The organism is Heliomicrobium sulfidophilum (assembly GCF_057715735.1).
The window spans coordinates 232036-253600 of record NZ_JBVTZZ010000005.1 but is presented as its reverse complement, the minus strand read 5'-3'; the positions used below and the strand labels follow the sequence as shown (position 1 = coordinate 253600).

The 21565-nt window shown below is 58.8% G+C and carries 20 protein-coding genes; 17 read left to right on the top strand and 3 right to left on the bottom strand.

Annotated features, from left to right (window positions below; translation table 11 throughout):
* Positions 1–207: 207 nt before the first annotated feature.
* The 4 genes from AC0CW1_RS06935 to ytfJ all read left to right on the top strand — a co-directional run bounded on the left by AC0CW1_RS06935 (position 208) and on the right by ytfJ (position 3108).
* Entirely contained in the window at positions 208–1071 is an 864-nt protein-coding gene (locus AC0CW1_RS06935) for a bifunctional 5,10-methylenetetrahydrofolate dehydrogenase/5,10-methenyltetrahydrofolate cyclohydrolase (RefSeq protein ID WP_488182350.1), read from the top strand.
* On the top strand, positions 1064–1699 hold the full coding sequence (locus AC0CW1_RS06930) for a cyclodeaminase/cyclohydrolase family protein (protein WP_488182349.1): 636 nt from the start codon (positions 1064–1066) through the stop codon (positions 1697–1699). Before AC0CW1_RS06935 ends, AC0CW1_RS06930 begins: the two co-directional genes overlap by 8 nt.
* Positions 1700–1782: 83 nt before the next feature.
* Positions 1783–2592: a DUF2953 domain-containing protein gene (locus tag AC0CW1_RS06925; protein WP_488182348.1), complete on the top strand. Its 810-nt coding sequence runs from the start codon at positions 1783–1785 to the stop codon at positions 2590–2592.
* A 75-nt stretch (positions 2593–2667) separates the two neighbouring features.
* Positions 2668–3108, top strand: coding sequence for a GerW family sporulation protein (gene ytfJ, locus AC0CW1_RS06920; RefSeq protein ID WP_488182347.1), 441 nt, complete (start codon positions 2668–2670; stop codon positions 3106–3108).
* 93 nt (positions 3109–3201) lie between these two features.
* Here ytfJ and AC0CW1_RS06915 read toward each other — a convergent pair whose 3' ends face one another.
* Positions 3202–5637, bottom strand: a complete 2436-nt coding sequence (locus AC0CW1_RS06915; protein WP_488182346.1) for a transglycosylase domain-containing protein — start codon at positions 5635–5637, stop codon at positions 3202–3204.
* 210 nt (positions 5638–5847) lie between these two features.
* On the opposite strand from AC0CW1_RS06915, the gene AC0CW1_RS06910 reads away from it, so the two are divergent.
* From AC0CW1_RS06910 to AC0CW1_RS06855, 12 genes are all read left to right on the top strand, one after another.
* A complete protein-coding gene (locus tag AC0CW1_RS06910; protein ID WP_488182345.1) occupies positions 5848–6435 on the top strand; it encodes a nucleoside recognition domain-containing protein in 588 nt (195 codons plus the stop codon).
* A 2-nt stretch (positions 6436–6437) separates the two neighbouring features.
* Complete coding sequence (locus tag AC0CW1_RS06905) at positions 6438–6974, top strand: spore maturation protein (RefSeq protein ID WP_488182344.1); 537 nt, start codon at positions 6438–6440, stop codon at positions 6972–6974.
* A gap of 201 nt (positions 6975–7175) precedes the next feature.
* Positions 7176–7427, top strand: coding sequence for a hypothetical protein (locus AC0CW1_RS06900; RefSeq protein WP_488182343.1), 252 nt, complete (start codon positions 7176–7178; stop codon positions 7425–7427).
* 137 nt (positions 7428–7564) lie between these two features.
* Positions 7565–8866: a pseudouridine synthase gene (locus AC0CW1_RS06895; protein ID WP_488182342.1), complete on the top strand. Its 1302-nt coding sequence runs from the start codon at positions 7565–7567 to the stop codon at positions 8864–8866.
* Complete coding sequence (cobO, locus tag AC0CW1_RS06890; RefSeq protein WP_488182341.1) at positions 8754–9350, top strand: cob(I)yrinic acid a,c-diamide adenosyltransferase; 597 nt, start codon at positions 8754–8756, stop codon at positions 9348–9350. Before AC0CW1_RS06895 ends, cobO begins: the two co-directional genes overlap by 113 nt.
* A gap of 204 nt (positions 9351–9554) precedes the next feature.
* Positions 9555–10019 (top strand): hypothetical protein, encoded by a 465-nt coding sequence (locus AC0CW1_RS06885; protein WP_488182340.1) that lies wholly within the window; start codon positions 9555–9557, stop codon positions 10017–10019.
* A 90-nt stretch (positions 10020–10109) separates the two neighbouring features.
* On the top strand, positions 10110–11402 hold the full coding sequence (locus AC0CW1_RS06880) for a BaiN/RdsA family NAD(P)/FAD-dependent oxidoreductase (RefSeq protein WP_488184103.1): 1293 nt from the start codon (positions 10110–10112) through the stop codon (positions 11400–11402).
* A 44-nt stretch (positions 11403–11446) separates the two neighbouring features.
* The gene (locus AC0CW1_RS06875) at positions 11447–11866 is read left to right on the top strand and encodes a HutP family protein (RefSeq protein WP_012282964.1); all 420 of its coding nucleotides are present in this window, start codon (positions 11447–11449) and stop codon (positions 11864–11866) included.
* 27 nt (positions 11867–11893) lie between these two features.
* Complete coding sequence (gene aroH, locus AC0CW1_RS06870; protein WP_488182339.1) at positions 11894–12265, top strand: chorismate mutase; 372 nt, start codon at positions 11894–11896, stop codon at positions 12263–12265.
* A 235-nt stretch (positions 12266–12500) separates the two neighbouring features.
* Positions 12501–14624 (top strand): ATP-binding protein, encoded by a 2124-nt coding sequence (locus AC0CW1_RS06865; RefSeq protein WP_488182338.1) that lies wholly within the window; start codon positions 12501–12503, stop codon positions 14622–14624.
* A 123-nt stretch (positions 14625–14747) separates the two neighbouring features.
* Positions 14748–15812, top strand: coding sequence for a cobalamin B12-binding domain-containing protein (locus AC0CW1_RS06860; RefSeq protein WP_488182337.1), 1065 nt, complete (start codon positions 14748–14750; stop codon positions 15810–15812).
* Positions 15813–15852: 40 nt separating this feature from the next.
* Positions 15853–17946 carry a PAS domain-containing hybrid sensor histidine kinase/response regulator gene (locus AC0CW1_RS06855; RefSeq protein ID WP_488182336.1) on the top strand — a complete coding sequence of 698 codons (2094 nt, stop codon included), beginning with the start codon at positions 15853–15855 and terminating at the stop codon, positions 17944–17946.
* 89 nt (positions 17947–18035) lie between these two features.
* Here the strand turns inward: AC0CW1_RS06855 and AC0CW1_RS06850 are convergent, their stop codons facing one another.
* On the bottom strand, positions 18036–19154 hold the full coding sequence (locus AC0CW1_RS06850; RefSeq protein WP_488182335.1) for a glycosyl hydrolase family 18 protein: 1119 nt from the start codon (positions 19152–19154) through the stop codon (positions 18036–18038).
* Positions 19155–19378: 224 nt separating this feature from the next.
* Positions 19379–20185, bottom strand: a complete 807-nt coding sequence (locus AC0CW1_RS06845; RefSeq protein WP_488182334.1) for a DUF2935 domain-containing protein — start codon at positions 20183–20185, stop codon at positions 19379–19381.
* Positions 20186–20400: 215 nt separating this feature from the next.
* Here AC0CW1_RS06845 and AC0CW1_RS06840 point away from each other — a divergent pair, with 215 nt between their 5' ends.
* Entirely contained in the window at positions 20401–21513 is a 1113-nt protein-coding gene (locus tag AC0CW1_RS06840; protein WP_488182333.1) for a Gfo/Idh/MocA family protein, read from the top strand.
* Positions 21514–21565 lie beyond the last annotated feature (52 nt).

Genomic DNA, 21565 nt, shown 5'->3' with positions numbered 1-21565 from the left:
AGCGACAAGGGCGCCATGACATGCAGAAAAGCCCAGGAGGTTTGGCGCCCAGCGAAGCAGCCAAAGCGAGCCCGCCGCGCAGCCCTTAGCGAGCAGGCCCATCCACCCCCGATTTTCCACAAATGTTCGAATCGAACCGAATAAGGAAATAGCGCCGCTAGCATCCCAGCAAAGCTAAGCGGAGCTCAAGAGGGAGGTGGGCTGCCAGTGACGGCCCAATACATCGACGGCAAAGCCATCGCCGCCCAACTGCGGGCGGAGATCAAGGAAGAGGTCAGCGCCCTCCGCGAGCGGGGGATCACGCCCAAACTGGCGGTCATCTTGGCCGGAGACGACCCGGCTTCCGTCGTCTACGCCCGTTCCAAAGAAAAAGCAGCGGCCAACCTGGGCATCGCCTTCGAGCTGTTCACTCTGCCCGGCGATACGGCGGAGGCAGACCTCTTAGCTCTCATTGACCGTCTGAACGCTGATGCCGGCGTCCACGGGATCATGGTCGAACTCCCCTTGCCCAAACAGATCGCCAAGGAAAAGGTGATGGAGGCGATCCATCCCCTCAAGGATGTGGACGGCGTCCATCCCCTCAACCGGGGTTACCTGATGGCCGGACAACCCGGTCTCGTCCCGGCGACACCGATGAGCTGCATCGAACTGCTGGAGCGTTCCGGCGTCGAGTTGGCCGGCAAGCGGGTCGTCATCATCGGCCGCGGCGAGACGGTGGGAAAGCCCCTCGTTTTCCTGCTCCTGCGCCGCAACGCCACTGTGACCGTCTGTCACACGCGCACAAAAGACCTGGCCGCCGAGGCGCTTCGCGCCGAAATCGTCATCGCCGCCGCCGGCAAAGCCGGCCTGGTGACTGGGGAGATGATCGCACCTGGCGCCGTGGTCATCGACGCCGGGATCAATGAAGGCGACGACGGAAACATCGTTGGCGATGTGAAGACCGGGGAAGCGGCAGAAAAGGCGTCGCTGATCTCGCCGGTACCCGGCGGTGTCGGCGCCTGCACGACGGCGTTGCTCTTTCGCAACGTCTTGACCGGGTTAAAGTTGCAAGGGGGAAAGGCCCATGAGTGACATCTTTGAACGACCGCTGCGGGAGGTTATCGCCCAGGCCGCGTCAGCGTCGCCGACGCCGGGCGGCGGTTCCGTCTCGGCCATCGCCGGCGCTTTTGGCGCGGCCATGGCGGCCATGGTGGCCAACCTGACCGTAGGCAAGGAAAAATACAAGGATGTAGAGCCTCAGGCGCGGGAGCAACGGAAGCGGCTGGAGGGGATCACCGCCCGGCTGGAAGAGCTCGTTCAGGCCGATATGGATGCCTTTGAAGCCTTCATGGCCGTCTATAAGCTCCCGAAAGACACGGAGGAACAAAAAGCGGCCCGGGCCAGGGCACGCCAGGCGGCGGCGATCCAGGCCACCGAAGCGCCCCTCGCCATCGGCGACGCCTGCCTGGAGGCCTTAGAGGCGGCTGTCGAATTGGCGGCCATCGGCAACGGAACGGCCATCTCCGATGTGGGTGTCGGCGCTTACCTGGCCGAAGCCTCCCTCAAGGGCGCCCTGCTCAGTGTCGACATCAACCTTCCCGCCATCGACGACATCGACTACGTGGCGAAGGCGAAAACGCGGCGGGATCGGCTCATCACTGAGGCGGAACGTCTGCGCGCCCAGGCCGTCCACATCGTCAGCAAACGGATTCAGGGTTAAATCAGACTAATTAAGTCAGAGAATGGAATATTTTAGTGTCGTTGGTGGGATGCTATCCTTCCGAATGGGAGGGTGGCCGTTCCATGACCAAGCTGTTGTTCTGGACCCTCATGGCTGGCGCTTTTGTCGTCGCCCTGGGGGTCCTTGTCGCTTACCTGCCCTTTACCATGCATATCCGGTACCGCAGAAACGGCGAAGAGGATGACTTCGTCGTCAACTGGGTCTTATTCGGCATCCCCCTCAATCTGGTGACTCTTCCGAAGGTCGACCTGAAATCGGAAAAAACGCCGCCCACCATCCTGTTTCGCCTTAAGAAGCTCTATCAACGAAATGATCATAAACAGGAACAGCGATTTGACCGCCTCCTGTCCGGTTTCCCGACGGCTTGGCCGCGTTTCAAACGGCTTATGCGGATCGTTCGCCTGGAAAAGCGCAATTTTCGCCTGCGCAAGCTGCGCTGGGAGACGCGCATCGGCGTAGGGGACGCGTTGGACACAGCCCTTCTGGCGGGGGGCCTTTGGTCCTTCAAATACATGCTGGTGGCCTCGTTGGACAAGTTTGCCGACAACGTCGACGGCCGGCCGAAGGTTAAGGTTGTCCCGAGCTACGGCTCAAAGCGGCTGGACGTATTTCTGGAATGTGTCTTCACCATCCGGCCTGGTCATATCATTGTCGTCGGCTTATGGAACGCCGGTTACTTCCCAGGAGACATGTCAAAAACCTTCGCTAAGGCGAAAGAGGGGGCTCGCAAGGAGCAGCCTTCCTATCAAAACACCTCTGTCGGCAAGGGACGCTTGTGGCAGACAGCAGGTCGAAACCCCGCTGTGAGACGCAGACCGGGGTTGTCGAGGTGGGCCATTGGGCCGAATCGATATCAGTTTAAGAAAAGATAAAAAACATAAATAAATATTCCCCTTCGAGCCACAATACTACAATGAATAGCGAATGAAAGGGGAAGACACATAGAGATGAATCATCCCATCGAGGCGCTGATGCGAACGGCCATGGAAAGCATCAAGGAAATGGTCGACGTGAACACCGTCGTGGGCGATCCTGTAAAGGCGCCTGATAACAGCCTGATCATCCCTGTCTCTCGCGTGGCCTGCGGATTCGCCGTAGGAGGCTCCGAGTTTGCTGAGCCCAAAGGAACGGATATTCCCGACGTGGAAGCGGTGCTTCCCTTCGGCGGCGGCAGCGGCGCCGGCGTATCGGTGCAACCGGTCGGCTTTCTCGTCGTTCATGAAGGAAACGTTCGCCTGCTGCCGGTTGAAGGCAATGCGGCGATCGATCGCTTGATCGACCTGGCGCCTCAGGTGTTAGACCGCATCCGGGACATGGTCGGCGACAAAGGGGAGGAAATCGAAGACCGTCCTGGCGCCTGTAGCGAGGCGAAGGAAAGGGACCTCTGATCTTAAAGCTATTATTCGAGAAAAAATAGCGCAGCAGAAAGGGAGAGCGGCGATCCAGGGCGTTGGATCAGCCGCTCTCTTTACTCCCTTTGCTTATTCGAACAGAACCCAGTGTTCTTCCGGCGGATCCTTGTGCAACTCCCGCTGTTTGGAGGAAGGTGGCTCTGTGATGGCGCGACCGAGAGGTTTAACAGGCTTAGTCGCCGAGTCGTCATCTCCCGGCGCTGGTTTTTGCGGCGGCGCCGCCGGAGACGGAGTGGCCGATGGGGAGGCGTTGTTTAGCCTTTCCCTACTGGGAGTCTGCCCATCGGGAGCAGAGGAGCGAGAATCGGCGCCTCCGGAATGTGTCCCTTGCGTCGATCCTTCTGAATTGGCTCCCCCTTGCACTGGTTCACCGGAAGAAGAGAAAGGCGAAGGAAACAAACTCGGCGGGGTTCCTGGAGTAAAGCCATTGGGGGACTGGGAGACATGGCCTGGCGGAAGTCGGCCTGACTCGTTCTTTGCCACCTCGTCCTCTTTCTCGCCGGACCGCGCCCAGGGGTCCACATCCTTCGGCCCCACGTAGCGCGCCATCCGTTGGGCATGATACCCCTCCGGCCGGGCAAACGCCTCGACAGGGTAGTCCTGAAGAGTGGTGCTGAGCACTTCCCGAAACATCTGGGCGGGGTAGGAGCCGCCGTAGACTTGTTTTAGGTAGTGATTACTATCAGTGCGGTCATAGCCCATCCAGACGGCGCAGGTCACTTCTGGCGTATAGCCGACAAACCAGGCGTCTTTGTTGCCCTTGACGTTCTTAAACTCAGGCAGGGGTGGCAGTTCTGTCGTCCCTGTTTTTCCAGCGACGGGGCGGCGCATCTGTGCCCGGAAGCCGGTGCCCGATTGGACGGCCGTGATCAGCATGTCCGTCACCCGGTAAGCGGAGACAGGCGACAAGACCGCTTCCTGCTTCGGCTCGATCGTTTTTTCTTTCCCCAGGGCGTCGACGACGCGCACGACGGCATGGGGCTCTACATAGACGCCGTTGTTGGCCAGGGCTGAGAAGGCACCGGCCATATGCAGCGGCGCAACCCCTTCGGTCATGCCGCCCAGAGCGAGAGAGAGGTAACGGTCTTTATCGGTCAGGGGAAGGCCGACCTTTTTGGATAGTTCGACGCCCTGCTCTGTTCCTACCGTTTTTAACAGGTAGACAGCTGGGATATTCACCGAGTAGGCCAGAGCCTCCCGGATCGTCAGCGCGCCTCGGAATTTGCCGTCATAGTTGGCAGGGGCGTAGCCGTTGAAGTCCATCGGCCCGTCATAGACGATGTCCTCGGGGATGAAGCCATTCTCCATGGCGGGGGCGTAGACCATGACCGGCTTGATGGTCGATCCGGGCTGGCGGCGCAGTTGGGTCGCCCGGTTGAAGCTACGGCGGCCGTCATAGCCGCGGCCTCCGCCGACAGCGAGGATCTCGCCGTTCTTGTGATCGACGACAACCATGGCCGACTGCACCGGTTGGTCATCTGGTCCCGGCGGGTAGAGGGACCCGTCATTGATCACCTCTTCGACGCGCCGCTGAACCGTCGGATGGAGCGATGTATAAATCTTCAGACCGCCGCGAAAGACCTGATCCTCCGTATAGCCGTGCCGGTTGCACAATTCGGAGACGACGTGATCGATGAACGCAGCAAATTGGCGGTTCTGGGTAAAACCGTGCAGTTGCTGGGGCAGGGGCGTTTTCTTGGCCTCATCCAGTTCCGATTCGCTGGCGAAACCGTTTTTCGCCATGATCGAGAGGATGGTATTCCGACGATCCAAGGTCGCTTCCGGATTTGTAATGGGTGAGTAGTAGCTGGGCGCCCGCGGCATGGAGGCAAGCAACGCCGCCTCTGCCAGGCTCAACTCGGAGATGTTCTTGCCGAAGTAAGTATGGGCCGCTGCCTGCACCCCATAGGCGCCGTTGCCGAAGTAGATGCGGTTGAGATACATCTCCAAGATCTGCTCTTTGTTGAAGCGTGATTCGATCTGAAAGGCGAGAAAGGCCTCCTGCACCTTCCGCTTGATCGTCTTATCGGTGGTGAGGAAGGTGTTTTTGACAAGTTGCTGGGTGATTGTGCTGGCGCCCTGAGAGTAGCGACCGTCTTGGAAGTTGGCCACTAGGGCGCGCGCGATGGCCCGGAAGTCGACGCCCTGGTGGTCATAGAAACGCACATCCTCGGCGGCTACGATGGCGTTCTTCATGGTTGGCGGGATCTCGCTCAGGGTAACCGGGATCCGGTTTTGCTCGCCGTGCAGAGCGGTGATCATGGCGCCTTCACGATCATAGATGAAGGAAGTGGCAGCTAAGGAACCAAGGGTGGAGGCGTTCAGTTCGGGCCGGTCATGGAGATAGTAGAAGACAAGGCCGAGGAGGCTGACGAAAAAAAGGAAGAAAATGCCGAGTGTAACCTGTAGCAGTCTTTTTCCCAAGAGACGGGGAGCGCGCGGGGGGGTGCCAGAAGAATCACTTTCGTCGTTCCATGCCGGATCAGGCTTGGACCTTTGGGTCATAGAGGAAACACCTCCCGCTGTAAGACATTCCTGCCGTTGTTCGGAACAATGTCGGTCTGACAAACCGGAAATTCACTGTAATATATTAACATAAATAGAATTAAAAAACCATTTTAATTCATTCACCCCCTGTAACGATTTGAGAAAGAGGCGCGCTGGTTCTAGCCTGTCCCTTCCCCTCATAGTTTGTACCGTCGAGGGGGGATGGGGATGAATGCCATTTGGCTCTTTTTTCTTTTAGGCGGTATCGGCATCGCTGCGGCGCGGGGCGATGTGCAGAAAGTGACCGATGGCGCCCTGAAAGGGGCGGAGATGGCCGTCGAGGTCGCCCTAGGGCTGATCGGCGCCATGGCTCTTTGGCTGGGCATCATGCGCATCGCCCAAGAAGCCGGGCTGATCGACCTGCTGGCCCGATTCGCCCGGCCTTTCCTGGTCCGGCTCTTTCCGTCGATTCCACCGAATCATCCTGCGCTCGGCCATATCTTGATGAACCTGAGCGCCAATGTGCTCGGATTGGGGAGCGCGGCGACCCCCTTCGGCATGAAGGCGATGCAAGCCATGCAGGAACTGAACCGAAACCGGCCAGAAGCGTCAGAGGCTATGTGCACTTTTTTGGCATTGAACACCTCCTGCATCACCTTGATCCCGGCGACGATCATCAGCGTGCGTGTCGCCGCCGGTTCGGCAAACCCGACGGAGATCGTGGGGCCGACCATTCTGGCAACGATGGTCGGCATGACGGTGGCGGTGACGGCCGATTGGTTGTTGCGCAGCTATTATCGGCGACGGGGGGGTTGACTATGCCCGCGGCAATCCTGGACACCTTGTCCCAATGGACCGTCCCGGCGCTCTTTGCCATTGTCCTTGTGGCGGGGGCGCTGCGCCGCGTCAATGTCTATGACGCCTTTGTGGCTGGCGCCGAAGAGGGCTTTTCCATCGCCGTTAAGCTGATCCCCTATCTGGTGGCGATGCTGATGGCCATCGGCATCTTCCGCGAGACGGGGGCCATGGACATGGTGATGGCTTTTTTCCATCCGGCGACCTCCTGGCTCGGGATTCCGGGCGAGATCCTTCCCCTGGCCGTCATGCGCCCCCTCTCCGGCAGCGGCGCCCTCGGCGTGGCCACCGAGTTGATCCAGACCTATGGCGCTGATTCCTTCATCGGGCGGTTGGCCTCGACGATGCAGGGGACGACCGATACGACCTTCTTTGTCTTGACGATTTACTTTGGCGCTGTCGGGGTGCGCCGGTACAGATACAGTTTGTACACGGGGTTGCTGGCCGATGTGACCAGCTTTTTAGCGTCTGTCTACTTTTGTAGAATTTTCTTTAAATGATTTGCGAAGTTATTCAAAAAGTACTTTCCTTCACAAAACAGTTATGGTATGATATCAACCAGAAGGAGTTGCGCGTCTATTCTGAAAAAAATAAATTTGTAGAAAAATGCTCCTGAGTTATGGTATTTTTTTCAAGAAAAAAGGAATCCTCTACGTCGAAACGCTTATTATGCGAATAATTGGAAGAGAGGTGCGAGAGCCATGCCCATGTCCCCGTTCTTTCAAGTTGGAGATCGCGTTATTACCTACAATTCTCAATCGGGGACCGTCGTTGATGTCATCACTGACGACGACAACACGAGAATTCTGTTGATCAAAATTGACAACATGCATGGGGAATATGCCTACGAATTTACCGAGGTCGTGCCTGTGCAATCGACAGGCCCCTACAAAGCGACGAAGGCCGATCCCTTGTTGGACTTCAACATTAAGATGAGACACAACTATGCATAGTCGAGAGAATCTTTGAATTGTAGAGGGTATGAAAGGGGGCCTGCCGGAAGCAGGCCTTTTTGTATGCCCCGAAGGGTTTTCATGATATAGTGTTAGGAAAAACTATGCCGGAATGGGTCCGAGAAATGAGGGCAGCTATGGACAGTACAACCGTCCGTTTGCAGAAGTTGCTGGCGGCGCACGGCGTCGCTTCGCGACGGGAAGCGGAAGAGATGATCCGGGCGGGGCGCGTGCGCATCAACGGGAGCGTCGTTCGTGAGCAGGGGGTGCGTGTCGACGAGTCGAAGGATGTTGTTGAGGTGGATGGCCGCGCCCTGGAACGGCGGGAGGCGCCGGTCTACTATGCCTTGTACAAGCCGAGGGGTATCGTGACGACCTGCAAAGATCCCCAGGGGCGGCAGACGGTCCTCGGCCTCTTGTCTGACGTCCATGAGCGCGTCTATCCTGTAGGGCGGCTCGATCAGGACACAGAGGGGCTTCTTTTGTTGACCAATGACGGGCAACTGGCCTTCCGTCTCACCCACCCCCGTTTCGGTGTCGAAAAGACTTATCGCGCCCGCCTGCGCGACGATGTGAGCGAAGCGGCGCTGAAAGCGCTGGCGGAAGGGGTCAAGCTGGAAGAGGGGATGACAGCGCCGGCTAAGGTGCGCCTGCTTCGCCGGGAAGGGGGTGCCACCTGGATCGAGATCAAGATCCACGAGGGTCGCAAGCGCCAGATACGCCGCATGGGCGAGGCTGTCGGCCATCCGGTCATCGATCTGGAGCGGATCTCCTTTGGCCCCATCACGCTAGGCAATCTGAAGCCCGGAGAAGTCCGGCCATTGACTGCGCCAGAGCTTCGGGCGCTGAAGGCGGCGGCAGGGATGAAAGAAGCGGCAGCACCCGCCAGAGACGGACGCCGACAGACTCCCCAGGATCGGAAACAGGGGGGCGGCAGCGACCCTGGCGTTACTCGGGACCGCAAGCGAGAAGCTTCTACCGGTCCTGGTGCTCCACGGGATCAGAAACGGGGCGCCTTTACCCGATCCAGCGGTCCCCAGGAGCACAAAAGGGGAGCCTATGTCGGTCACGGTCGCCCTGACGAGCGGAAAAGCGCATACGCCGGCCCGGCAAGTCTGGACGAGCGTAACGGCGTGAAGTATAGTGATATTCGAGACAAGGCGAAAACGGTTCACCAGGACCAAAAGGGGCCGACCAAAGGTACAGTGAAGGGACCGGCGAAAGGCCCAGCAAAGGAACGGGCAAAGGGGTCAACACAGGGCCCTGCTAAAGGACCAGGAAAAGGCCCGAAGGGTTTCCGAGAAGGAAGGGACGGAGGCGATCGGCGTGACAAGAGCGCGTCTGGAAAAAGGTCTGATTCAGGTGTACACGGGAAATTCCAAGGGAAAAACGACGGCGGCCCTCGGTCTTGCCCTGCGGGCCCTCGGTCACGGGTTTAAGGTCTATATCATCCAATTCATGAAAGGCAGTTCCTATTATGGGGAACTGTTTTCCTTGCAACGGCTCTCTCCCGATATCCAACTGGCCCAGTACGGCCGCAACTGCCCCCATGATCCGATGATCCGCCAGGGGGAGATGCAGTGTGTCGGCTGCGGCGGCTGTTTCGTGCGCAAGGGAGCGGCGACCGAACAGGACCGGCTGATGGCTGATCGGGCCATGGAGCGGGCCAGGGCGGTGATTACCGGCGGCGACTACGATATCGTCATCCTGGACGAGTTGTCCAACGCCCTCTGGTTTGAACTGGTCACCCTGGAGGCGGCGCTGGACCTGCTGGCGGCCAAACCGGATCATGTGGAAGTGGTCATCACCGGCCGCAACACGCCGCCGGAGATCCTGGAGAAAGCCCACCTGGTGACAGAGATGCGGGAGATCAAGCACCCCTACCAGATCGGGGTGCCGAGCCGTCGGGGCATTGAATACTAATCCTGCAAGTACGGGGAAGGGGTTGGCGCCGTCTTGGCGATGCACCAGGCCTACCTCGCCACCTGCGTCTTGCACGATATGGGGATGTAGCCGAAAAAAGAGGGTTTTTAGCCCCATATCTCGAATTATGGAAAAATAGGAAAAGTCGTGGTTGGAGTGGTGGCTGCGTGTTCGCTGGACTGACCATAATGTGGAGTGACAATAGTGCTTAACGGAATCAGCGGGGACGAGTGGCGGCGTCCGGCTTTGCGGGCGCGGGTGCGCCTCGATTTTCACACATCCATTCGCAAAAATAGGCTTTTTTTCGGCGCCCCTGATGTGGACAAGGAGGCCGAGGGCATCCGTGAGCAGCAGGTGGCCCTGTTGCGCAATGTGCCCATCCAGGGGATCACCGTCGAAGATATCGATGCGGCCATCGATATCTACATCCTGCTCGATGAGGCGACAGGGCGGGAGATCGCCTTCGCGCCGGTCATCGTGACCGTTGGCGCCGATACGCTGGAAGACCTGATGCGCTTCACCCTGCGCGACGAGTTTCGCAAGATCGAACTGCTTGAACCGGAACAGTTCTTCCTCCACCGCTTTGAATTAGAGCGATTTATCTACCGGATCAATGAGGATCAGAAACAGTTTCGCCAAGCCTTGGAACGCCGGCTGACGCCGCGCTGATCTGAAGCATGGCCCATTCGCCGGCGCGTGCTTTATTGCTTTTGCGGGAGCATCGCCGGGACAACGTTCCGATAGGAGGCAACGACGACACTGGATACGCCAAGAGTCATCGTCATCGGAGGGGGGGCCGCCGGGCTGACGGCGGCCATCATGGGGGCCAGAGCAGGGGCTCCCCTTTTGCTTTTAGAAAAAAACGATCGCCTGGGGAAAAAACTGCTCATCACCGGCAAGGGCCGCTGTAATGTGACGAGCGACAGTGACACAGAGGGGATCATCGCCAACCTGCCGGGCAACGGCCGTTTTCTTTACAGCGCCTTGCGGGCCTTTGATGCCCGACAGACGATGCGCTTTTTTGAGGAGGAGTTGGGCCTTCCGTTAAAAGTCGAGCGGGGCAACCGTGTCTTTCCCCAGAGCGACCGGGCCGCCGACGTGGTCGACGCCATGGTCCGCGAGTTGAAACGGCTCAAGGTGGAGGTGCTGACCGGGCGAACGGTGACGGCCATCGAGCGGGACGGCGACGGCGCCATCGGGGGCGTCCGCACGGCTGACGGGCAATTCCACGCCGGCGCCGCCGTCATCGTGGCGACAGGGGGCAGCACCTACCCCGGCACAGGCAGCAGCGGCGATGGCTTCCGTTTTGCCGGCGAACTGGGCCATACGGTGACGACCTTGCGACCGTCGCTTGTGCCTCTGGTCAGTGCGGAACCTTGGGTTAAGGAACTGCAAGGGCTGACACTCAAAAACGTGCGGGTGACGCTCCAGGACAAGGCCGGCAAAAAGCTGGGCGAGGAGTTCGGCGAGATGATCTTCACCCACTTCGGCGTTTCCGGACCGGTGATCCTCAGCCTCAGCAAAGATGCGACAAATTACTGGGAGAAAAGCGGCGCTCCGGAGAATCATCCCCTGCTCATCAAGATCAACCTGAAGCCGGCCCTGACGCCGGAGCAGTTAGACGCCCGGATCCAACGCGATTTCGCCCAGTTTCAGCGCAAGCAGTTCAAAAACGCCCTGGGCGATCTGCTGCCTAAGTCGCTGATCCCGATCGTCATCGCCCTATCGGGCATCTCGGAAGACAAGTTTGTCCACCAGATCACCAAGGCGGAGCGGCGCAACCTTTTGGAGACACTGATGGCGCTGACCGTGACGGTGACAGGCCACCGGCCCATGAGCGAAGCGATCGTCACGGCCGGCGGTGTCGATGTCCGCCAGATCGATCCGAAAACGATGGCCAGCAAGCAGGTCCCCGGCCTCTTCTTTGCCGGCGAGGTGGTCGACGTGGACGGCTACACGGGCGGTTTCAACCTGCAAGCGGCCTGGTCGATGGGTTATGTGGCCGGGCGGGCGGCGGCGAAGCTTGTCAAGGCCCAGTCCGGAGGGCTATAATGGGCATACCCGGTGTCGAGCCGGGGAGAATGGGAGGACGGTTTATGGGAGGCAATCCGGGAAGCAAACGCGTAGCAGCCGCCGCCTTGCGACTGGCGATGAGCGAGAGCCGGGAAGACGAGCATCAACTGCGCCGCCTCTATGCTGAAGAGGGGATCCGGACGGCGGCTGTCGATTACGGCGGCGAGTTCATTCCGGCGGTGAAGAAGATCATCGAGCGGGCGGTCGTGGCGGCCAAGCGGGAAGGGGTCATCCGGGAGAGCCATCCAGAAGAAGGCGCCGTAGCCGGCGCTACCCACGAGGCGTTGACCCAGATCCTGCCCAAAGCCGTCGGTTTGAACATCGGTGGCAAGGTGGGGATTGCCCGGTACCATGACCACATCAGTGTGGCCGTCTTTTTCGGCATCGGCCTGCTCCATTTGGACGAGGTGGCCGTCGGCATGGGCCACCGGGCGGCTTTGTAGCACAGCAGTACGGTAGGGGGGAGAGACATGACGGTCAATTATGTGCGCGGCATTCGCGGTGCCGTCACTGTCGAGGAGAACACGAGGGAAGGCATCCAGCAGGCCACGAAGGAACTGTTGCGGGAAATTATCGAGGCGAACGAGCTGCGCCTTGACGCGATCGCCTCCGCCATCTTCACGGCGACACCCGATTTGAATGCCGATTTTCCGGCCTATGCGGCCCGCGAGATGGGTTGGCATCAGGTGCCGCTCATGTGCATGAGCGAGATCAGCGTGCCTGGGGCCTTGCCGCGCTGCGTGCGGGTCCTGATTCACGTCAACACGCCAAAAGGACAAGATGATATGGTCCATGTCTACCTGGGCGGCGCCGTCCAACTGCGGCCCGATTTGAGCCGGTAAATATACAGGATCGCATTCTCTGCTTTAAAAGCGTAATAAGGCGCTCCAGGCCGTCCCTTTCTGAGGGGCGGCCTTTTTCGCGTTTTTTTGGTGAAGATTTTAACAAAAGCGACGGTGGAAAAAAGGATCGCCACCCTTTTTATAGAATGTTATTATTATGTTTTATCAGGATTTGTTCTAACTAGAACGGAAGTCTTGTACGTGAATGGAAGTAAAACGGTCGGAGGGCCCTGTGATGAGCCAAATGGTTAGATCGACGGACCAAGCGGCCTGTGATCGCCACGGTGTCGTCGCGCAGGAAATGGAAGCCCACCATGGCGACACTGCCGGACGCAGGGATTTCGAGGCGGCGCTCAAGGACAGTGAGGAGCGCTACAGTCTGGTGCTTGCAGGCGCCAATGACGGAATCTGGGACTGGGACATCCGGACAAACCGCGTCTTCTACTCCCTTCGATGGAAGGAGATGCTCGGGTACGGACCGGACGAGATTGGCGATCAGATCGGAGATTGGCAGCGCCTGCTTCACCCCGAGGATGCTGCCTGGGTGACGGCTGTTCTCAAGAACTACCTGGCCCGGCACATGGCGAGCTTTCAGATCGAATACCGCCTGCGCTGTTATGACGGCGGATACCGCTGGATCCTCACGCGCGGACAGGCGATCTGGGATGAGGACGGAAAGGCCGTTCGCATGGCCGGCTCCAATACGGACGTGACAGAGCGCAAACGGGTGGAGTTGGAGCTTCAGGAGGCGAAGGAAGCGGCAGAAGCGGCTAGCCGGGCGAAAGGCGAATTCTTGGCAACGATCAGCCATGAGATCCGCACCCCCATCAATGGCATCCTTGGGATGACGGAACTGCTGCTCAATACGCCCCTGACGCCGGAGCAGCGCGAGTTTGCCGCCACGGTCAGCGACTCTGCTTATCTGCTGCTCAACCTCATCAACGATGTCCTCGATTTCTCCAAGATGGAAGCTGGAAAGCTCTGCCTCGAGCCGGCCAATTTCGAGATTCGGGCGCTCGTGGAGGATTTGGCGCCTTTTTTTGAAGCGAAAGCCCGTGAGAAGGGGCTTGACTTTCAGGTGATCTGGAGAGACCCTGTCGAGGGACTGCTCCGGGGCGATCCCCTCCGCCTGCGGCAGGTGCTCTTCAACCTGCTCGGCAATGCAGTCAAGTTTACCGAAAAAGGCAGCGTGTCACTGGCGGTGGGGTTGCACCGACAACAATCCCAGGAAGTGGCCCAGGATGCTGCCCAGGAAGCAGGCGAGGTTGTTCTTCGCTTTGAGGTGGCCGATACGGGCATCGGCATGAGGGCTGAGATGCAGCGTTGCCTCTTTATCCCTTTCAGCCAGGCCGACAGTTCCACAACGCGCCGCTATAGCGGAACAGGCTTGGGATTGGCCATCACCAAACAGTTGATCGAGTTGATGAATGGACAGATCGGCGTCACCAGCGAGGTGGGTAAAGGTTCGACCTTCTGGGTCACCGTCCCGTTGCAGCGCCTGGCCGCGCAAGCCGTTGCGCCAACAGTTTCGATGATTGAAGAACGGGAAGGGGTCGGTGATGTGCCTGAGGTAGCGCCGCTTGTCCAGGAACCCCACGTCAACCAGATGATCCTTCTCGCCGAAGACAATCCTGTCAACCAGAAACTGGTCTTGCTGCAGTTGAAAAAGCTGGGCTTGCAAGCTCGCGCCGTCATGAACGGTCGTGAAGCGGTGGAAGCGGCCAGAAGCGGCCATTATTCCTTGATTCTGATGGATTGCCAGATGCCGGTCATGGATGGGTATGAGGCTACCCAGACGATCCGTTCTCTCGAAGGGAAACAGGGCGGTCATACGCCCATCATCGCCATGACTGCCTATGCCATGCAAGGCGACAAGGAGCGCTGCCTCCAGGTGGGGATGGACGATTACCTCAGCAAGCCCTTCGTCATCCAGGCCTTGCGCCAGGTGCTCGAACGCTGGCTTCCCGCCGGGCCCCCCTCCGGCGCCGACCCGATCGAGGCAGACGCCATCGACAGGGGCGTATTGGACAGCCTGCGGGAGTTGCAGGAAGAGGACGAACCGGACATTGTGGCCGAGGTCATTGAGATCTTTTTGCGCGACACGCCGCCGAAGATTGAGGCTTTGCGCGAAGCGGTTCGACAGCGGGACGCTCGCGCACTGGCCAACCTGGCCCACAGCCTCAAGTCGAGCAGCGCCGGCATCGGCGCCAATGCCCTGTCGGCATGCAGCAAGGAACTGGAGATCATGGGTCGGCAGGGGCGGCTCGACACGGCGGCGGCCAAGGCGGAACAGGTGAGCTGCGAGTTTGAGCGAGCCAAAAAGGCGCTCCAATGGCTGATCGGCCATCAAAGGGGGTAGCGGTTTTTTTCACAATAGGCAGGAATCGACAATCCTCTATGGAATATTGTCCTAATGGACACAAGTGCTTCGTGAGTTTCCCTGACAGAAGAAACAGAGACGACAGGAAGAGAGGGGAAGGCCATGAGCGATCAGTACAGCCAGATCAGCAAGATTTTTGAAGACAATCTGCCGCAGTTGTCGGAGGCGATCCTGGTGCGCCAGTCGGTGGCGCCGACAGAACTGACGGACAAATTTAACGATATCGGGCGCCTGCGCGCTCTGCAGGATATCCGGGCCCAACTCTCCTTTCTTTCCGAGGCGGTGGCGACGAAAAGCCCGTCGCTGTTCACGGACTATGTCTCCTGGGTGAAGGTTCTCCTGGCCGGGCGTGGCATCCCTGCAGCCGATCTGGTGAAAAACCTGTCTTTTACCAAGGATGTGCTCCACGAGATGCTGCCGGCGGATCTCAACCGCATCGTCTCGGAGTACCTCGATCTGAGCATCGAGCGCCTCGATGAGATACCTGCCGATCCGCCGACCTATTTTACGCCCGACGCCCCCCTGGCCGACCTGGCGCGGCAGTACCTGGACAGGCTGCTGCAAGGAGAACGGCATGCCGCAGCCCGGCTGATCATGGATGCCGCCCAGTCCGGCCTTTCCGTGCGCGACATCTATCTTTTCGTCTTTCAGCGTTGCCAGTACGAGATCGGACGCCTTTGGCAGATGAACCGGATCAACGTGGCCCAGGAGCACTACTGTTCGGCGGCCACCCAGATGATCATGGCCCAGTTGTATCCCTTTATTTTTTCCGGGCCGTCGAAAAACCGTCGGCTCGTCGCCACCTGTGTGAGCGGCGAGTTGCATGAGATCGGAATCCGCATGGTGTCGGACTTTTTGGAGATGGATGGCTGGGACACCTATTACCTCGGGGCGAGCACGCCAGCCACCAACGTTGTTCAGGCTGTGCGGGATAACAATGCCCAGGTGCTGGCCCTGTCGGCGACGATGACCTTCCATGTGCGCATCGTGGAGGACCTGATCCGGGTCGTGCGCGCCGCGAAGGATGTGGGCGACGTAAAGATCATGGTCGGAGGCTATCCCTTCAATATCGAAAAAGAATTGTGGCGGCAGGTTGGCGCCGACGCTTATGCGGCCGATGCGCTGGAAGCGGTGGATGTGGCCAACCGGCTGGCGACAGGCGAGTGATCGCGGAGGCCCTTCTTGACGAAAAAGGAGTGTTCTCCCTATGAGCGCAGTGGAGAATGGCAACGGAATCACATTGCTCTGCGACTGGCAGGGGATGATCCTGCGCGTGAACAGCAACAGGCTGGGTTTTTCCGCGCGGATCCGGGCAGGTCAGCCCTTCCCCGGTATCGTTGACCGGAGTTGCACCGATAAGGCTCTCAACTTTTTGGCCGCCCTGCGCAAACAGGGTTCTGTCTTCAACTGGGAACTGAACGTCCCTCTGGGCGATCAGGTGCTCGGCCTCTACTTCGCCGGCTGCGCCTCTGAGGGAAAGCTGCTCATCGCCGGGGCGCGGACCCGATCGACGATGGCGCGTCTCTATGAAGAGATGGTGGACAGCGGCAACCAGACGCCGGCGCTGCGAGCCACGCTGAAGGATCTGGCCGCCCAGACTGGCACCCAGGCCGACTGGGACAGTGAGCTTTACGAAGAGGTGACACGCCTCAACAATGAACTGGTGAACCTGCAGCGCGTCCTCGTCAAGAAGCTGGAAAAGAGCGAGGAGCGCTACCGGTTGTTGGCCGAATACGCTTCCGACCTGATCTCCCGCCACACGACGGAAAACATCATCCTCTATGCATCGCCGGCCAGCCGTTCCCTCCTGGGCTATGAGCCCGAAGAGATCCTCGGCCGTTCCGGCTATGAGTTTTTGCACCCTGAGGATATGGACAGGGTGGGCGACAACCTGCGCGAGGCTATGGCGCGCCTGGAGCCGCGCCTGTTCCAGTACCGGATGCGCCGCAAGGAAGGGCGGTATGTCTGGTTTGAGTCGACGGTCCGGCCCGTGCAGAACGTGGAAACGGGCAAGGTCCAGGAGGTTGTCTTCGTGACCCGCGACATTACAGAGCGGAAGCGGGCCGAAGAGGAACTGCACGCGGCCAAGGAAAAGGCCGAGACGGCCGACCGCGCCAAGAGCGCTTTCCTGGCCACGGTCAGCCACGAGATCCGCACGCCTCTGCATGGAATTATCGGGATGATCGACCTGCTTCTCGACACTACCTTGACAGAGGAACAGTCTGACTACGGGCGCACTATCGGCGAACTGTCGCGGCTGCTGTCGTCGATCATCAATGACATCCTCGATTTCTCCAAGATGGAGGCCGGGCGGATCGAGATGGAGACTGTCGACTACGAACTCCGGCTCGTCGTCAACGACGTGATCAACCTGTTGCGCATCCGCGCGGAGCAGAAGAACCTCGACTTCACCTGTGACATCCATGAGGAGGTCCCACGCTTTCTGTGCGGCGATCCGATCCGGTTGCGCCAAATCCTGATCAACCTGGGCGGCAACGCCGTCAAGTTCACAGAAAAGGGCAAAGTGGCGCTGCGGATCACGACGGCTTCCCAATCCGGGCAGGGCAGTCTTGGCAACGGCGCCGCCCGCTTCCTGCGCTGCGAGATCCATGACACCGGCATCGGCATCAGCGACGAGGTGGCGCCCCGCCTTTTTCAACCCTTCTCCCAGGCAGATATGTCCACGGCGCGCCGTTACGGGGGAACGGGGTTGGGACTGGCCATTTCCAAACGCCTCGTCGAGTTGATGGGCGGCGAGATCGGTTTTCAAAGCATCCCCAGTCTGGGGACGACTTTCTGGTTTACGGCGCCCTTGGTGGAGTCATCCCTCCCGGTGTCCGGCGACAATCAAGCGCTAGAGGAATTGCTCCTGCCGGAATTGCCGGAAAAACGGATCCTGCTGGTGGAAGACAACCCTGTCAATCAGAAGCTGGCCACCATCCAGTTGAAAAAGTTCGGCCTCCGCTTGCACGCCGTCTCCAACGGTCGCGAGGCCGTCGAGGCCATCCGGCGGGAGAAGTACAGCCTCGTCTTGATGGACTGCCAGATGCCGGAGATGGACGGTTTTGAGGCGACCCGGGAAATCCGCCGGATCGAGGCGGAACAGGGCGGTCATGTCCCCATCGTCGCCATGACGGCACGGGCCATGCGCGGCGACCGGGAGGAGTGTCTGGCCAGCGGGATGGATGATTATATCAGCAAGCCGATCCGCACGGTTGAACTGCACCGGATCCTGAATCACTGGATCTTCGCGATCGAGACGGAAAAAACGGAATCGCCCGGCCCCAGCGTCGAGTCGTAAAAGAGGCTCCCATCCGATAGATACGGAAGGGAGCCCCTTTGATTTATTGACTTGTTTGTCTTTTGGCGAACCTAGGCCATAAGCTGGATTTACTTTAGCTTGGTGTTGACGACGTCCCAGAAACTCTGGTCCTCAAAACCGAGACGCCAGATGCCGATGCCGCCCAGGCCGTACTGGTTGACGAGGTCCAGCTTGTAACCGGAGGACTGGGCGTTTTCATACCAAACCGTATGGCTGCGGCCATAGCTGTCGGTGTATGTAAACCAGGGCGATTTGGACGTATCGTCCCACTTCGGCGTCACACCGTACTGGCTGAGCAGTTTGGGAACAGTGAGGTAGTTGACCGTCTTCGTGCTGCTGCCGTACCAGTCATAGCCGTAGGTGGCGACGCCAAGGAGGATCTTTTCTTTCGGCATCGTCGTCAAGGTATACTGGACGGCCTTGGTGACATAGCCGATGGAAGCGACTGGGCCAGGGGTTCCGCCGGGGTAGTGCTCGTCATAGGTCATGATCTGGACGTAGTCGGCGTACTGACCGATGGCGTTGAAGTCGAAGGCGCCGCCCCAGTTGGAGGTGGTGTCGTTGTAGGTCTTGCCGATGACAGAGAGGATGACCGTGTAGCCCATGGGGCTAAGGGCTTCCTTCACTTCTTTGACGAACTGGGTGTAGTTGCTCCGGTCAGCCGGGTTGATGTACTCGATGTCGATGTTGACGCCGGCGTAGCCGTTGGCCGGCAGGATTGTCTTCAACTGGCTGATCACGTTCTGCCGGGCTGTGGGGCTGCCGAGGAGCGACGAGGCGATAGTCTGGCTGAAACCGCCGTTGGTGTAGTTGTGGATCAGGGCATAGGCCTTGATGCCTTTCGATTTCGCCAAGGTGAGCCCGTCGGTGGGGACCGTGCCGGTCAGGTTGCCCTGCCCGTCCACCAGATAGGTGAAGGTGGAGATGGCGTTCATGGAACTGCCGTAATTGACGAGGGAATTATAGGCCGTCTTATCGCCCACGTAGTCGACGGGGTAGTAGCCGAGGATCACCTTGCTGGAGGAGGTGGTCGGTGTTGTCGTCGTGGAAGTCGTGGTTGTTGGAGTTGGGCTGGTGGTTGTGGGCGAGGTGGTTCGAGTGCTTTTCTTCGCCGCGAAGGCCAGACCAGGAAGTATCAGGGACAGAATCAGGAGCAGCGGCACGATGAGGCGCAACTTTTTTTGCATGACCTGTGCACTCCTTTTGTGGTGTATGGTTTTTTATCGCTTGTCCCAAAACCAATGTAACATAGCGTGTATTTTTCAGATATAAGACCTTAGTCCTGATATTTGTTTAAAAAATAAGAAAAAACCGTCCTGTTGCGGGCGGTTTTTTCCGTAGTTATGGGGTTTTGCGAATCAAGGCGTATTTGATGTTTTTTTGACCTTGCGCGGTTCGCCGGTTTACGAGATCATTCTTCTCGCGGCGCCGTGGGATCGCAGTTGGGGCGAGGGATTCGGGAAACCATCGACAGTTTGATGAGATAGTAGCACTCTTCCCGGGCCATATGGTCGGGGACCAGGGGAAGCAGGAAGCCGAGGACCTCCTTGGTTCTCCTTGTCGCTTCCACCTCTTGCAGGAATGCGGTGAAGCCGTTGATCTCCTTCTGCACCTGCCGGTTGAAGTAGTCGAGGGAAGGGAATTCCCGCAGTCCTGTCCGCATAAACCCAGCCAAAGCGACTGCTTTTTTATAGAGCATATCGAAGCGGCTTTCATAGATCATGCTGGAGTCGATCAGCGGCTTCTCCACCGGGTCGAGTCCGGCGGCGATCATCGCCGCATGGCCGGAGGCGTCGGAGAGCCAGAGCAGATGCAGTTGCGGCAGCGAGAGCGGCGGGCATTGACCGGCGATAAGGGAGCGGAGGATGCGCAGATAGTCTTCCACCTCGTTGACCATGTGGTTGAGGAGTGTCGGCGGGAGATTGATCTTGATCGGTTCGGTGAGGTGGCAGCGGATTAAGTGCAGCTTAAAGAGGCGGATCTCCTGCGCTGCGCGCTGGGCCTGCTGGTTGAGCTCTTGCAGGTCCGTTCCCGGCCCTGCCTGCCGGGCCGCTTGCAGCAGCCGGTCAAAGTCGGCGATAAAGTGACGGGCCCGCTCGATCTCTTGCCTTTCATCAGGCGCGAGGCCCGTGTAGATGAAACGGGCATGGTCCCCCAGGATCTGCAGCCAGAAACGATGCTCGAAGAGAGCCGTCTCTATGTATGCGGTGCCATCCAAGGTCTTTCCCTCCTTTGCTGACCTGCTCATGGGGAACGACCCCACGAAGCGACGCGAACTGGGCGGTAGATCATATGCAGGTCAGCGCTGAAAGGTTCCTCTGGGGTATACCATCTGTTTCGATAAGGAACATTAAATCCGTCAGGGTAATTGCATCGGGACTTATCTCGATTGAGATGACACCCCATCATAACGAAGGAGCGGTTAAGTCAGAAATGCAAAAACTGCGTGTTGGCATCATCGGAGCCGGTTTGGCCCTAGAACAACTCCATTACCCGGCTTTTCAGGAGTTGAAAGACTACTACGAAATCAAGGCGGTCTGTGACATCAACCGGGGAAAGGCCGCCGAATGGGCGCGGCGGTTCGGTCTTTCCGACAAGGATGTGTATACCGACTACCTGCCCATGGTGACTCGGGATGATCTCGATGTCATCGATATCATGGTGCCCATTGAACTTAACTACAAGGTGACGGCTGAGGTGGCCGAAGCGATCTCGGGAACGAAAAAAGGCATCATCTGCGAAAAGCCCTTGGCGCCTACGCTGGAGCAGGCGAAGGCCCATGCAGAACTGCCCAAGAAGTACGATGTGCCGATCATGATCGCCGAAAACTACCGGTTTAACGAAGAGATCAATATCATCCGCGACCTGGTGCGGACGAAACGAGTCGGCGATATCTACTACTTTGTGCAAAACCGGGTGGCCTGTTTCCCCTGCGAAATGGGTAAGCCGAACAAGTTTCCCAACACGCCCTGGCGGCAGCACCCTGACTATCCAGGCGGTTCGATCATGGACACCGGCGTCCATGACATGGCGGCCTTGCGGCACATCTTCGGCCCTATCGACAAACTGCACGCCTTCGGCGTCCCGTTGTATAACGGTGAGTACGCCCCCTATGCTACTGTATCTGTCAACTTCCGCTTCAAAAGCGGCGTCGTGGGCCAGTTCTCCTTCTTCACCGCCGGCAAGGAGATGCAGCGGCCTTTGGTGGGCTTGCGTATCTTCGGGACGACAGGGATGATCTATCTGGAGGAGCGGGACTGCGGTTTTGTCAACGTGGCCTACAACGACGGCAAGTCGGAACTGATCCAGTACCGGCCCCAGCGGGGGTATTACAACGAACTGCTCAACTTCTACAAGGCGATGACGGGACAGGAGGCGATCGCCGTGTCACCGGAGTTGGAGTATGGCGACACGAAGACGATCCTCGATATCCTGCAGTCGGCCAAGGAGGGGAAAGTGGTTTCCGTGGATGAGGAGTGGGATTTTATTCCGGCCTATGACAAAGTGCGGCGGGATCAGGAGCAACCGGGAAGGCCCATGATGTAAAGAATAGACGCTCATAAAGACGCTCCGTTTCTCCAGCGCAAAAGCATTATGC

Excerpts from the sequence above, each read along its gene's own strand:
- AC0CW1_RS06930 (WP_488182349.1), top strand. The coding sequence starts at position 1,064 with ATGAGTGACATCTTTGAACGACCGCTGCGGGAGGTTATCGCCCAGGCC.
- AC0CW1_RS06925 (WP_488182348.1), top strand. The coding sequence starts at position 1,783 with ATGACCAAGCTGTTGTTCTGGACCCTCATGGCTGGCGCTTTTGTCGTC.
- ytfJ (WP_488182347.1), top strand. The coding sequence starts at position 2,668 with ATGAATCATCCCATCGAGGCGCTGATGCGAACGGCCATGGAAAGCATC.
- AC0CW1_RS06915 (WP_488182346.1), bottom strand. The coding sequence starts at position 5,637 with ATGACCCAAAGGTCCAAGCCTGATCCGGCATGGAACGACGAAAGTGAT.
- AC0CW1_RS06910 (WP_488182345.1), top strand. The coding sequence starts at position 5,848 with ATGAATGCCATTTGGCTCTTTTTTCTTTTAGGCGGTATCGGCATCGCT.
- AC0CW1_RS06905 (WP_488182344.1), top strand. The coding sequence starts at position 6,438 with ATGCCCGCGGCAATCCTGGACACCTTGTCCCAATGGACCGTCCCGGCG.
- AC0CW1_RS06900 (WP_488182343.1), top strand. The coding sequence starts at position 7,176 with ATGCCCATGTCCCCGTTCTTTCAAGTTGGAGATCGCGTTATTACCTAC.
- AC0CW1_RS06895 (WP_488182342.1), top strand. The coding sequence starts at position 7,565 with ATGGACAGTACAACCGTCCGTTTGCAGAAGTTGCTGGCGGCGCACGGC.
- AC0CW1_RS06875 (WP_012282964.1), top strand. The coding sequence starts at position 11,447 with ATGGGAGGCAATCCGGGAAGCAAACGCGTAGCAGCCGCCGCCTTGCGA.
- aroH (WP_488182339.1), top strand. The coding sequence starts at position 11,894 with ATGACGGTCAATTATGTGCGCGGCATTCGCGGTGCCGTCACTGTCGAG.
- AC0CW1_RS06865 (WP_488182338.1), top strand. The coding sequence starts at position 12,501 with ATGAGCCAAATGGTTAGATCGACGGACCAAGCGGCCTGTGATCGCCAC.
- AC0CW1_RS06860 (WP_488182337.1), top strand. The coding sequence starts at position 14,748 with ATGAGCGATCAGTACAGCCAGATCAGCAAGATTTTTGAAGACAATCTG.
- AC0CW1_RS06855 (WP_488182336.1), top strand. The coding sequence starts at position 15,853 with ATGAGCGCAGTGGAGAATGGCAACGGAATCACATTGCTCTGCGACTGG.
- AC0CW1_RS06850 (WP_488182335.1), bottom strand. The coding sequence starts at position 19,154 with ATGCAAAAAAAGTTGCGCCTCATCGTGCCGCTGCTCCTGATTCTGTCC.
- AC0CW1_RS06840 (WP_488182333.1), top strand. The coding sequence starts at position 20,401 with ATGCAAAAACTGCGTGTTGGCATCATCGGAGCCGGTTTGGCCCTAGAA.